This window comes from Pseudomonas sp. F-14 TE3623 (genome assembly GCF_053629015.1).
In genome coordinates this window covers 4,877,591-4,890,240 of the sequence record NZ_JBRJHM010000001.1, presented here as the reverse complement: position 1 = coordinate 4,890,240, position 12,650 = coordinate 4,877,591, and the positions used below count along the sequence as shown (strand labels likewise).

At 61.3% G+C, this 12,650-nt stretch carries 13 protein-coding genes; 6 read left to right on the top strand and 7 right to left on the bottom strand.

Annotation, left to right across the window (positions count from 1 at the left end):
* The first annotated feature begins 44 nt into the window (after window positions 1–44).
* The 6 genes from nosZ (at window position 45) to AB7M29_RS22750 (ending at window position 6,466) form a co-directional block, all read left to right on the top strand.
* Window positions 45–1,967 carry a TAT-dependent nitrous-oxide reductase gene (gene nosZ / locus AB7M29_RS22775; protein WP_437180808.1) on the top strand — a complete coding sequence of 641 codons (1,923 nt, stop codon included), beginning with the start codon at window positions 45–47 and terminating at the stop codon, window positions 1,965–1,967.
* A gap of 27 nt (window positions 1,968–1,994) precedes the next feature.
* On the top strand, window positions 1,995–3,287 hold the full coding sequence (locus AB7M29_RS22770; protein ID WP_454248038.1) for a nitrous oxide reductase family maturation protein NosD: 1,293 nt from the start codon (window positions 1,995–1,997) through the stop codon (window positions 3,285–3,287).
* Window positions 3,284–4,207 carry an ABC transporter ATP-binding protein gene (locus tag AB7M29_RS22765; protein WP_454248037.1) on the top strand — a complete coding sequence of 308 codons (924 nt, stop codon included), beginning with the start codon at window positions 3,284–3,286 and terminating at the stop codon, window positions 4,205–4,207. The genes AB7M29_RS22770 and AB7M29_RS22765 overlap by 4 nt, the downstream gene beginning before the upstream one ends.
* Window positions 4,204–5,034, top strand: coding sequence for an ABC transporter permease (locus tag AB7M29_RS22760; RefSeq protein WP_030130697.1), 831 nt, complete (start codon window positions 4,204–4,206; stop codon window positions 5,032–5,034). Before AB7M29_RS22765 ends, AB7M29_RS22760 begins: the two co-directional genes overlap by 4 nt.
* 31 nt (window positions 5,035–5,065) lie before the next feature.
* The gene (locus AB7M29_RS22755; protein ID WP_217858532.1) at window positions 5,066–5,593 is read left to right on the top strand and encodes a nitrous oxide reductase accessory protein NosL; all 528 of its coding nucleotides are present in this window, start codon (window positions 5,066–5,068) and stop codon (window positions 5,591–5,593) included.
* Between the two features lie 129 nt (window positions 5,594–5,722).
* Complete coding sequence (locus AB7M29_RS22750; RefSeq protein WP_217858533.1) at window positions 5,723–6,466, top strand: SDR family NAD(P)-dependent oxidoreductase; 744 nt, start codon at window positions 5,723–5,725, stop codon at window positions 6,464–6,466.
* Between the two features lie 713 nt (window positions 6,467–7,179).
* Here AB7M29_RS22750 and AB7M29_RS22745 read toward each other — a convergent pair.
* From AB7M29_RS22745 to AB7M29_RS22715, 7 genes are read right to left on the bottom strand one after another with little or no spacing between them, the layout of a single operon-like run.
* Complete coding sequence (locus AB7M29_RS22745; protein ID WP_454248036.1) at window positions 7,180–8,673, bottom strand: cytochrome D1 domain-containing protein; 1,494 nt, start codon at window positions 8,671–8,673, stop codon at window positions 7,180–7,182.
* Window positions 8,670–9,509 carry a uroporphyrinogen-III C-methyltransferase gene (gene cobA / locus AB7M29_RS22740; RefSeq protein WP_454248035.1) on the bottom strand — a complete coding sequence of 280 codons (840 nt, stop codon included), beginning with the start codon at window positions 9,507–9,509 and terminating at the stop codon, window positions 8,670–8,672. Before cobA ends, AB7M29_RS22745 begins: the two co-directional genes overlap by 4 nt.
* Window positions 9,510–9,560: 51 nt before the next feature.
* A complete protein-coding gene (gene nirJ / locus AB7M29_RS22735) occupies window positions 9,561–10,739 on the bottom strand; it encodes a heme d1 biosynthesis radical SAM protein NirJ (RefSeq protein WP_217858536.1) in 1,179 nt (392 codons plus the stop codon).
* 26 nt (window positions 10,740–10,765) lie between these two features.
* Entirely contained in the window at window positions 10,766–11,269 is a 504-nt protein-coding gene (gene ahbB, locus AB7M29_RS22730) for a siroheme decarboxylase subunit beta (protein WP_217858537.1), read from the bottom strand.
* On the bottom strand, window positions 11,244–11,687 hold the full coding sequence (locus AB7M29_RS22725; protein ID WP_008075024.1) for an Lrp/AsnC family transcriptional regulator: 444 nt from the start codon (window positions 11,685–11,687) through the stop codon (window positions 11,244–11,246). Before AB7M29_RS22725 ends, ahbB (AB7M29_RS22730) begins: the two co-directional genes overlap by 26 nt.
* Window positions 11,680–12,195: a siroheme decarboxylase subunit beta gene (ahbB, locus tag AB7M29_RS22720; RefSeq protein WP_217858538.1), complete on the bottom strand. Its 516-nt coding sequence runs from the start codon at window positions 12,193–12,195 to the stop codon at window positions 11,680–11,682. The genes AB7M29_RS22725 and ahbB (AB7M29_RS22720) overlap by 8 nt, the downstream gene beginning before the upstream one ends.
* Window positions 12,192–12,650, bottom strand: coding sequence for a hypothetical protein (locus AB7M29_RS22715; protein WP_201060731.1), 459 nt, complete (start codon window positions 12,648–12,650; stop codon window positions 12,192–12,194). Before AB7M29_RS22715 ends, ahbB (AB7M29_RS22720) begins: the two co-directional genes overlap by 4 nt.

Sequence of the window (12,650 nt, the reverse complement as noted above, 5' to 3'; positions counted from 1 at the left end):
GCGCCTGTCCGCAGTGACCGTTTTTATCCCTTCAAGGAAAACACCTGATGAACGACACAGAATCCAAAAAAGTAGCTGAAGTGCCGGAATCGACCGGCCTCAGTCGTCGCGGCTTCCTGGGCACCAGTGCGGTGACCGGCGCGGTACTGGCCGGTGCCACGGCCATCGGTGGCGCAGTGTTCACCCGTGAGACCTGGGCGGCTGCGGCCAAGGACGCGCAATCGAAAACCCACGTCGGGCCGGGCGAGCTGGACGAGTACTACGGTTTCTGGAGCGGAGGCCATCAGGGCGAAGTGCGGATCATGGGCATTCCGTCGATGCGCGAGTTGTTGCGTGTTCCGGTGTTCAACGTCGACTCCGCCACTGGATGGGGCCTGACCAACGAAAGCAAACGGATCATGGGCGACAGCGCGCATTTCCAGAATGGCGACTGCCACCACCCACACTTATCGATGACCGATGGCAAGTACGACGGCAAGTATCTGTTCATCAACGACAAGGCCAACAGCCGCGTTGCGCGTATCCGTCTGGACATCATGAAGTGCGACAAGATGCTCACCGTGCCCAATGTGCAGGCCGTTCACGGGCTGCGCCTGCAGAAAATGCCGCACACAAAGTACGTGTTCGCCAATGCCGAATTCGTCATTCCGCATCCCAATGACGGCAGCACCTTCGACCTGCAGGACAAGAACAGCTACACGATGTTCAACGCCATCGATGCCGAGAAAATGGAAATGGCCTTCCAGGTCATCGTCGACGGCAACCTGGATAACACCGACGCCGACTACACCGGCAAATATGCGGCGTCGACCTGCTACAACTCGGAGAAGGCCTACGACCTGGGCGGCATGATGCGCAACGAGCGCGATTGGGTGGTGGTGTTCAACATCCAGCGCATTGAAGCGGCGATCAAGGCCGGCAAGTTCATCACCCTGGACGGCTCGAAAGTGCCGGTGGTCGACGGTCGAAAAACCGAGGGCAAGGACAGCGCATTCACCCGTTACATCCCGGTGCCGAAGAACCCCCACGGGATCAATATGACGCCCGATGGCAAGTACTTCATTGCCGCCGGCAAACTCTCGCCCACTTGCACGATCATCGCCACCGCCAAGCTGGATGATCTGTTCGACGACAAACTCAAGGACCCGCGTGACGCGGTGGTCGGCGAGCCGGAACTGGGTCTGGGCCCGCTACACACCACTTATGACGGCCGCGGAAATGCCTACACCACGCTGTTTATCGACAGCCAGGTGGTGAAGTGGAATGTCGAAGAAGCCGTTCGCGCCTACACCGGCGAGAAGGTCAACTACATCAAGCAGAAACTCGACGTGCAGTACCAGCCGGGCCACAACCATGCGTCGCTGACTGAAACCAGCGAAGCCGACGGCAAATGGCTGATGGTCCTGAGCAAATTCTCCAAGGACCGCTTCCTGCCGACCGGCCCGTTGCACCCGGAAAACGATCAGTTGATCGACATCTCCGGCGAGGAAATGAAACTGGTGCACGACGGTCCGGCCTTCGCCGAACCCCACGACTGCATCATGGCCCGGCGCGACCAGATCAAGACCAAGAAAATCTGGGACCGCAACGACCCGTTTTTCGCCGAAACCGTGGTCATCGCTGCGAAGGACGGGATCAAGCTGGAGACCGACAACAAGGTCATCCGCGACGGTAACAAAGTCCGCGTCTACATGACCTCGATGGCCCCGGCCTACGGCATGCCGGAGTTCACCGTCAAACAAGGCAACGAGGTCACGGTGACCATCACCAACATCGACCAGATTGAAGACGTGACCCACGGTTTCGTGATGACCAACCATGGCGTCAGCATGGAAATCAGCCCGCAGCAGACGTCCTCGATCACCTTTACCGCCGACAAGGCCGGCCTGCATTGGTACTACTGCAGCTGGTTTTGCCATGCGCTGCACATGGAAATGGTCGGCCGCATGAAGGTCGAGCGGGCCTGACGGCTGGCAATCGACGGGAGCGGGCCGATGACCGATATCAAGGAAAACCCGGTGAAGGTCTTTGCCCTTGTGCTCCTGTTGATGTCAGGCGGGGCACTGGCGGCGGTGCAACCGATCACCACGTTGCCGTTGCGGGTTGACGCTGAACAACGCTGGCACTTGCCGGCGGGCGAGTACCGTGGCTCGTTCAGCGTTGATCAACCGATGCAGATTGTCTGCGAGCCCGGCGCGGTGTTTCAGGCGCAAGGGCAGGGCAACGGCGTGATCGTCAGCGCACCCGATGTCCGGATCGAGGGCTGTACCTTTCTGGACTGGGGCCACGACCTCACGGCCATGAATGCAGCGGTGTTTATCCAGCCCAAAGCCCATGGCGCGGTGATTAAAGGCAATCGCCTGAAGGGTAAGGGCTTCGGTATCTGGGTCGACGGCACTCAGGATGTGAGCCTGATCGACAACCGTATTCAGGGTGATCCAACGATGCGTTCTCAGGATCGCGGCAACGGCATTCATCTGTATGCGGTGCATGGCGCCAGGGTCATCGGCAACCAGGTGCACGACACCCGCGATGGCATCTACATCGACACCTCCAACGGCAACCTGCTGCAGGGCAATACCCTGGAAGACCTGCGTTACGGCGTGCATTACATGTTCGCCAACGACAACCAATTGATAGGCAACACCACCCGCCGCACCCGCACCGGCTACGCCTTGATGCAAAGCCGCAAGCTCACAGTGATCGGCAACCGCTCCGAACAGGATCAGAACTACGGCATCCTGATGAACTACATCACCTATTCAACCTTGCGCGACAATTTCGTCACGGACGTGCGCGACGGCTCGACCGGCGACAGCATGATCAGCGGTGCCGAGGGCAAGGCGTTGTTCATCTACAACTCGCTGTTCAACAGCATCGAACACAACCACTTCGAGCACAGCGCCGTGGGCATTCACCTCACCGCCGGCTCAGAAGACAACCGCATCGCCGACAACGCGTTTATCGGCAACCAACGGCAGGTCAAATACGTCGCCACCCGCTTGCAGGAATGGTCGGTGGATGGCCGGGGCAATTACTGGAGCGATTACCTGGGCTGGGATCGCAACAACGATGGCCTGGGCGATATCGCCTACGAACCCAACGACAACGTCGACCGCTTGCTGTGGCTGTACCCGCAGGTGCGGCTGTTGATGAACAGCCCCGGGATTGAATTGCTGCGTTGGGTGCAACGGGCCTTTCCGGTGATGAAATCGCCGGGCGTCCTGGACAGCCATCCGCTGATGAATCCCACCACACGACCCCTGACCCAGGAGCCCACCGCATGAACGTCATTGACATGGAAGGCGTCAGCCAGCGCTATGGGTACACCACCGTGTTGCATCAGTTGAACCTGAGCCTGGGCGAAGGCGAAGTGCTGGGCTTGTTCGGGCACAACGGCGCGGGCAAGACCACCAGCATGAAACTGGTGCTCGGTCTGCTCCAGGCCAGTGAAGGATCGGTCAGGGTGTTCGGTCGCATGCCCAGTGATCCGCAGGTTCGGCGTTTGCTGGGCTATTTGCCGGAGAACGTGACCTTCTATCCGCAGTTGAGCGGCCTGGAGACCTTGCGTCATTTCGCCCGACTCAAAGGCGCAGCGCCCGCGCAGGTGGACGTGCTGCTGGAGGAAGTCGGCCTGGCGGGCGCTGCGCATCGACGGGTCAAGACCTATTCCAAAGGCATGCGCCAGCGCTTGGGACTGGCGCAAGCCTTGCTCGGCGAGCCGCGCTTGTTACTGCTCGACGAGCCGACCGTCGGCCTCGATCCGATCGCCACTCAAGATCTCTATCGGTTACTCGATCGGCTGCGCAGCCAGGGCACCAGCATCATTCTCTGCTCCCACGTATTGCCGGGTGTCGAGGCGCATATCAACCGTGCCGCGATTCTGACCCAGGGGCGCCTGCTGGCCCTCGGCAGTCTGCGCAGTTTGCGCGAGGAAGCCGGGTTACCGACGCTGATTCGCGCCAACGGGCTCAAGCACGCCGGGCCGTTGCAGCGATCCTGGAACAACGCTGGGCACGTCACCCAGCGCTGGGGCGTGGAGGGCCTTGAAGTGGCTGCGCTCAATGGCAACAAATTGGACCTGCTGCGCGAACTGCTTAATGAACACGAGCCAGCTGATGTGGAAATCGACCCACCGTCCCTGGAGGACATCTACCGCTATTACATGGGCCGGGCCGGCGCGACCCCCAGTGGAGAGACCGTATGAACCCGATCTGGAACATGGCCCGCAAGGAATTCAATGACGGTTTGCGCAACCGCTGGTTGTTGGCGATCAGCCTGCTGTTCGCGGTGTTGGCGACCGGCATCGCCTGGTTGGGGGCGGCGGCTTCCGGGCAATTGGGCTTCACCTCGGTGCCCGCGACCATCGCCAGCCTCGCCAGCCTGGCGACATTCCTGATGCCGCTGATTGCCTTGCTGCTGGCCTATGACGCGATTGTCGGCGAAGACGAAAGCGGCACGTTGCTGCTGTTGCTGACCTACCCGCTGGGGCGCGGGCACATCCTGCTCGGCAAATTCGTCGGCCACGGATTGATCCTGGCGCTGGCGACCCTCATCGGCTTTGGCTGCGCGATGCTCGCAATTGCCGTGCTGGTGGAGGACGTCGAACTGAACCTGCTGCTCTGGGCGTTTGGACGATTCATGCTGTCGTCGACGTTACTGGGCTGGGGCTTTCTTGGGCTGGCCTATGTGCTGAGCAGTGTGTCCGCCGAGAAATCCACGGCCGCCGGGCTAGCGCTGGGGGTGTGGTTCTTCTTCGTGCTGGTGTTCGACCTGGCGCTGTTGGCACTGCTGGTGCTCAGCGAAGGGCAGTTCAACCCGAAGGTGCTGCCGTGGTTGCTGCTGCTCAACCCCGCCGATATCTATCGCCTGATCAATCTCTCCGGTTTCGAGCCCGGCGCCGGTAGCGCTGGCGTGCTGACCCTGGGCAGCGATTTGCCAGTGCCGGGCTCGATGCTCTGGTTGTGCCTGTTGCTGTGGGTGGCAGTGCCTTTGGGCTTGGCCTGGCTGCTGTTCCGGCGACGGGCGACATGAATTCACACCTTGGTTTTTGGAGCATCTGACGATGAGTAATCTGTATTCGACGACGGCACGCGCCGTGGCGGGCCTGATGTTCGGCCTGCTGCTGGCGGCCTGTGACAAACCCGTGCAAGCCACCTACAGCGACGCCGCCGCTGCTTTTCATCCCAGTGATGAATGCCATGTTTGCGGCATGATCATCGACGGCTTCCCCGGGCCCAAGGGCGAAGTGGTCGAGCGCAGCGGCATCAAGAAATTCTGCTCCACGGCGGAGATGATCGGTTGGTGGCTGCAACCGGAAAATCATCATGGCGAGGCCCGGTTGTATGTCCACGACATGGGCCGCAGTCCGTGGAACGCACCCAATGATGCCCATCTGATCGACGCCAAGGATGCGTTTTACGTGGTCGGCACCCAGCTCAAGGGGGCAATGGGTGTGGTGTTGGCGTCCTTCTCCAGCCAACAGGCTGCGGAAAAACTGGCCGCCGACCAGGGTGGTCGTGTGCTGCGGTTCAGCGAGATCGATCAGGCGGTGCTTCAGCAGCAGCCAGCGATGTCGCACTCGACTCATTGAGCCGGCCGATTATCCGACGCGTCATCGAGAAAATCTGATCGCCGTCAAGTCAGTATTTCTGCGTCTGTTCAAAGATAGGGGCTCACAACGTCCCCAGTGCTTGGCATTAACGATGCCCAGGAGAACATGATGCAAACCGAGTTTCAGGATCGTTTGGCGGTGATCACCGGCGCCAGCTCCGGGATTGGCCTGGCGTTGTGCGCCGCGCTGTTGCCTCGCGGGGTCAAGGTGCTGGCGATGTCACGCACCGTCGGTGAATTGCCAGCCTTGCAGCAGATCTACGGTGAGCGGCTGCAATGGTGCGCGGGGGACGTCACGTGCGAGGAAGACTTGCAAGGGCTGGCCCGGAGGGCGGCGGCGCTAGGGCGGGTGGATTATCTGGTGCCCAACGCGGGCATTGCTGAAATGGCCGACAGCCTGGACATGCCGGCCTTTCAGCGCCAATGGGCGGTCAATGGTGCCGGGGCGTTGAACACACTGGCGGCGTTGCGCGGTGAGTTGGCGAATCCGGCTTCGGTGGTGTTTGTCGGTAGTTTCCTGACCGGTTCGAGCTTTCCCGGTCTGGCTGCCTGCATTGCCAGCAAGGCCGCGCTGGCGGCTCAGGCACGCACATTGGCGGTGGAGTTCGCGCGTTATGACGTGCGCATCAATCTGGTTTCCCCGGGGCCGACCGCGACCTCGATGTGGGACAACCTGGGGTTGAGCGATGGGGAGCTTGATGACGTCGCTGATACCCTTGGGAAGCGTCTGCTGCCGGGGCATTTTCTTGACGCGTCGGCGGTGGCCAATGTGATTATTTTTCAACTGTCCCAAGGCGCCCGGGGTGTCTATGGGCAGGATTGGAAGGTTGATAACGGTTATACCTTGGGGTGATGTGGTCCGTGGTTTGTTGACCGAGTACATATCCATTTCTGCGGTAATGGCGGCTTAGGGTTCCGCCCTTACGGCGGGTCACTTGGAAAAGCGCCAAGTAACCAAACGCTTTTCGCCCCTGACGTACGGTGGCTCGCCTAGGCTCGCCATACCCTCACTCCGGTCCTGCTCCGTGGGCCCGCCGCCATCGGCCATCCTTGCCGCGGTGCCCACTGCGCAGAACCTGCGTTCGGCCTTCCGACGGGGCAGGTCAACATCAAAAGCCAGATCAAAAGCCAAAGCGAGGCGGCCTGATAGCCGACCTGATGTTGGTTCGGTCAAGTCTGGTCAGCGGCGGTGTACCCGAATGCCATACCTGACAACATTTCAACTGTGGGAGCGGGCTTGCTCGCGAAGAGGCCGTGTCAGTCGACATAAATGTTGAATGTAAGTCCGCCTTCGCGAGCAAGCCCGCTCCCACAATTAATCAGTGTTGCTTCCAGAGGATGTGAACGATCAAGTCAGCGAAGCGCGCCCGCTTGATGCCTAGGTCGGCCCAGAGGCCGCCTCGCTTTTGCTGTTGCGGTAGTCGCCCCCTCGAGAAGCCAAGAGGAGGTTCTGCGCAGTGGGCAACCCGGCATGGATGCCGGGTTAGCCGCCCCCGGCCATGGATGGCCGATGGCGGCGGGCCCACGGAGCAGGACCTGACCGCAGAAACGGATATACACCAAGATCTAATGCGAAGTCCCCTCCACAAACTCAATCTTGTTACCGACGTTATATTTACCCGACGGCTTGTTCATCGGCAGGCGCTTGATCTCTTTGAGGGTATTACTGTCATACACAATCAGCGCGCCATCGGTGGCCCAGACGCTCAACAGCAAGTAGCGGCCATCGCGAGTGAACTCAACATGGGCGGCCGTCTTGCCAGGCATCGGGCGCAAAGTGTGGGCGATTTCCAGGGTCTGTTTGTCAATCAAGTGGATCGCATCGTTATCAGGCCCGAAGAACACGTCAGTCCAGGCATACCGCGAGTTGACATGACTGCGCATGAAGAACCCCGGCCCCAGCGTCGGAATTTCCTTGATCAGTTTCCAGGTCTTGAAGTCGATGACCGAGATCAGACCCTTGCTGATGTTCGGCGTGGCGAACACCCACTCACCATTACGTTTCCAGTAGGTCCCGGACCCCAGGTGCGGCATGCCCGGCAGCGGTATGTCGGTGACCACCTTGCCACTGTCGAGGTCGATCACCTGACCGCCCTTGGCCTTGCGCGACGTGGCCAGCAGTTGCTTGTAGTCCGGTGAAAAGGAAAAGTCGTCCAGCACATCCTCGGCCTGGATGCGTCGTGGTTCGAAGTCCGGTGTGCCGGCGCTCGACAGCTCCCAGACTTCCTTCACATCCTTTAGCGCCACGATGAAACTGTCTCGTGGCGGGGCGGTGTAGACCGCGCTGACCCGTGACGCGGTGCCGTCCTGGCCGATTGCGGGGATGGTTTTGACCAGCGACAGATCGCGGGCATCGAGCACCACCAGATTGCCGGGTAGATAGTTGCCCACCAGCACCCAGCGACCATCCTTGCTCACCGCCAGGTTGCGGGTATTGAGCCCGGCGCGGACCTCGGCGATCAGCTTCAGGTTGTGCAAGTCGTACAAGCTGACCCAGCCATCCCGTGAGGCGACATAGACGAAGCGCCCATCCGGCGAGAACTTCGGCCCGCCATGCACCGCAAAGTGCGAAGCAAACCGCGCCAGCACGTCGAAACGATCGCCGTCGAGGATGTCGATGTGATGGTCGCCGGCTTCCACCACCACAAACAGGTTCAGCGGATCGGCGCCATGCTGGGGCGTGTCGGGCAGTTTGCTGATATCGACGAGAATGGAATGACTGCCGCGAATGTCGTCGTTATTCCAGGTGGGCGGGGTGGCGGGTGGTTGCTGAAGGTAATCCACCAGCGCGTCGATCTGCGCGGGACTGAACACATTGGCATACCCGGTCATCTGACTCGCGGGGCGACCGTTCTGAATGACGCTGCGGATTTCATCGGGTTTGATCCGGCTCAGACTTTCCGGCAGCAAGGCCGGCCCCGTACCGCCTAAACGGTTGGCGCCATGGCAGCTTTGGCAATGCTGTTGGTAGAGGTCGGCGGCCGCGTCGGAGGGTGGAATCGCTGCGCCGGCATGGGCCGTACCGATCCATAACAAGGGGGCAAGCAGCATGCGTCTCATATCGCCACCTTACCGTGGCGTTGCAACACCGGAGCGGCGTAAAAGCGTGCCGGGTATTCCTGCTGTTGGGTCGCGAACAGATCGACCACTTTGCCGATCACCGTCAGCGTCGGAATGCCCGGTGGGCAATCCAGCGCCAGGGTCGGCAACTGGTGCAACTTGCCTCGGGCGACGTGCTGGTCGGGACGCGTGCCATTGCTGATCAGCGCCGCCGGTGTATCAGCGGCCATTCCGGCTTCGATCAAGCGCTGGGCGATAATTCCGAGGTTCGATAACCCCATGTAAAACACCAGAGTCTGGCTGCTGTCGGCGAGGCTGCTCCAGGGCAATTGCAACTCACCATCGCGCTGTAAATGCCCCGTAATAAAGCGGCAGGAGTTGACCAGATCCCGGTGGGTCAGCGGAATGCCCGCATAAGCACTGCAACCGGAAGCGGCGGTAACGCCCGGGACCACCTGGCAGTCAATGTTGCGTTGCAGCAGATATTCCAGTTCCTCGGCGCCACGGCCGAATATGAACGGGTCGCCTCCCTTGAGCCGGACCACACGCTGCCCCCGATCGGCGAGGTCGGCAAGCAGTTCGTTGATCTGTTCCTGGGGCAGGCTGTGGCAGCCGCTGGCCTTGCCGACGTAATGCCGGGCGCAGGTGAGGGGGATCAACGTCAGCAGCTCGGGGCTGATCAGGCGGTCGTAAACCACGGCGTCGGCCTGCATCAACAGGCTCCAGGCACGCAGGGTCAGCAAGCGTGGATCACCGGGGCCGGCGCCGACCAGGGCCACTTCGCCCGGTCTGAACGGGGACGCAAGTGCGGCCGGTAAAATAATCGATGGGTGCATGGGACGTCCTTGGTTCTTCATCAGGTTGACCGGGGCTCGCAGGCGGGTGCTTCAGTGCATGACGCAAGGGATGGTCATTAATGACGGCATACCGATTTCTTCATCGCTGAGATGGCAGCCGGGGTCCTGGCCCCAGAGGTCGCCTTCGGCCCAGGCGCGGGTGCGGGTATTGCCGTTGCAGATGTTCAGCCAGCGGCATTGGCCGCAACGGCCACCGACGACGCGTGGATGCACACGCAGCTGCTGCAACAAAGCGTCCGGCTGGTCCAGCCAGAGCGTGCGAAACGGCGTATGCCGGACATTGCCCACCGAGTGCTGCCACCAATAGGTGTCGGGGTGCACTTCGCCGGTGTTGTCGATGTTGGCGATACCGCTGCCCGAGGCGTTGCCGCCCCAGGCCCGGAGCATGTGTTCCAGGCGCGGGTAATGTTCGGGTAGATGCAGGCCCACCCATTGCAGCAAGAGAATCGCGTCGGCATCGTTGTTGCCGCTGACAAAATCGCTGTCGCGGCCCTGCTGGATGTCTTCCCAGGCCCGTTCGAAGATCAGCGTCATTGCCTCGCGGCTCATCTGCTGCCGGGCGTCGAGCTTGCGGCTGCGTTTGCCGCGACCGCTGTAGTTGAGGTGCGACAGATAAAACTTCTGCACGTCGTACTCGCGCATCAGCGCCAGTAACTGGGGCAATTGCTGATGGTTCTCTTGGGTCAGGGTGGTGCGCAGGCCGACGCGAATACCCTGTTCACGACAGAGACGGATCGCCCGCATGGAGCTGGCGAAACTGCCCTTGAGTTGGCGGAAGGCATCATGGGTGGCTTCCAGGCCATCGATGCTGATCCCGACATAGTCGAAATTCGCCGCGCGGATCTGTGCGATGTTTTGCTCATCGATCAGCGTGCCGTTGGTGGACAACGCGACAAAGAAACCCTTGGTGCGGGCGTAGGCGCTGAGCACAAACAGATCGTCGCGCAACAGCGGTTCACCGCCGGAAAGAATCAGGACCTTCACCCCGGCGTCGTGCAGATCGTCGATCACGGTCAGCGCGGCGGACGTATCCAGTTCGTCGCGAAAGACACTGTCGGCGGACGTGGCGTAGCAGTGTTTGCAGGTCAGGTTGCAGCGCCTGAGCAGGTTCCAGATCACCACCGGTGGCCGGTTGCTGCCCGGTGGGCTGGTTCTGGGGGCAGGCGCCTGGCCGGTCAGGGCACGCAGGTATTGGCTGATCCTCAACATGCAAATCTCCTTGAACAAGCGCGTGTTCAGCGTGGCACTGGCGGCAGCCGCAAACCGGTTTTCTTCAGGATGCGACTGCTCACCAACATCTCGTCGGCGGTGCAGGCGTCGCCCAGCAAGTAGCGCAGGTGTTCACGGTAGCTGTCGATTTCCTCGCGGCTGCGGCCGTGGACCATGGCGAACAGGTTGTAGCGCCACGCGGTTCGTCGCGGGCGTCGATAGCAATGACTGACGAAGGGCTGCGCACCGATCAGCGCGCCAAGGCGCGGCATGTCGCTATCGTGCACATCCCAGACGGTCATGCCGTTGTAGCGATAGCCCAGGCGATAGTGATTGGGGACGGCGGCGATACGCCGGATGGCGCCTTCGGCCTGCAAGCGCTTGAGCAAGTCCAGGGTGGATTCGATATTTAGGTCCAGCTGTTCGGCGAGCCAGGCCCACGGGTCGTCCAGCAATGGTAGGCCGGCCTGGGTCAACTCGATCAGACGCTGCGCCAGGGTGTCTTCAGACCGGGAAGTACAGACCGACATGGTAGGTCTCCTCTTTGGGCAAGTTGAGCAGCGGCAGGCCGGTCAGGGTTTCGATGTGCTGCAGGGTCTCGGCGATGCCTTGTTCGGTCGGGCAGCCGAGCACGAACCACATGTTCCAGGCGTGTTCGCGGCGGTAGTTGTGCGCCACTTCAGGCAGGGCCTGCAGTTGCTCGGCGACGTCTTCGAAACGCTCCTCCGGCACCGCCAGCGCAGCGAGGGTGAAGGCGCCGCCGAGTCGTTCGATGTCGAACATCGGGCCGAAGCGCGTGAGCATGCCGTCTTCCAGCAATTCGTGGAGGCGGTCGAGCAGTTCGGTGCTGCTGCTCTCCAGTTCGGCGGCCAGTGCCTGCCACGGGTGGCGCACCAGCGGCAGGCCCAGTTGCAGGCGGTTGATCAACCGACGGTCAAGGTCATCCATGGGTGGAGGCTCCGGTTGGTGAGGGTGCAAAGCGTCCGCCGCACTGTTTGAACGCGTGAGTGCTGAACAGCAGTTGATGGGGCAGATCGCTCAGCAGGTGTTCTTCCAGCAACGCCTGGATCTGTGCCTCGACCTGCGCGCGTTGGCGCCCGTGAACCATGCAGAACAGGTTGTAGCGCCACTGCGGCAGGCGTCGCGGCCGTTGGTAGCAGAGGGTAATGCCGTGCGCCCGGCCCAGGCGCTGGCCGACTTCGTCGATCAGCGCGTCCGGAACATCCAGCACCAGCATGGCGTTGGCGGTAAAACCCAGCGCGCGATGGTTAAGTACCAGGCCGACCCGGCGAAACAGCCCTTGCTCGAGCCACTGATGCATTTGCGCGAGCACCTGGTTTTCGTCGGCGTCTATCCGTTCGGCGAGGGCCTGATAGGGGCGCGATACCCGCGGCAATCCGCCTTCCAGATGCCGACGCAGCGCCAGTGCCTGTTTAGGACTCAAGCCCGGCGTCATGGGTTTTCTCCCAGGGCAAAACCGAGGTCGATGCGGTAAGCGGTCAACATCGGCAGATCCAGCGGCATGAGGCCGGTGTCTTTTTCAAGTTGTTCGAGAACGCGTTCGATGTGTTGGCGATCGGGACCGGTCAGCACAAACCACAGGTTGTAGAAATGCTCCCGCGCGTAGTTATGGTTGACCTCAGGGTATTGGCTGACGTGCTCGGCGACCTGTTGCAAGCGTTCGGCGGGCACGGCGAGGGCGGCGAGGGTGCTGGCCCCGGCGCGACTGTGTTCGAACACCGGGCCGATCCGTGAGAGGGTGCCGGCCTGATCCATTTCTTCCAGGCAAGCCATCACTTGGGCCACGCGGCAACCGAGAATCCGCGCCATCTCCTTGTACGGTTCCGCACACAGCGGCATGCCGTGCTGGAAGCGGTCGATCAATTGGCGGCTGAGCAGGTCGAGGTTCAT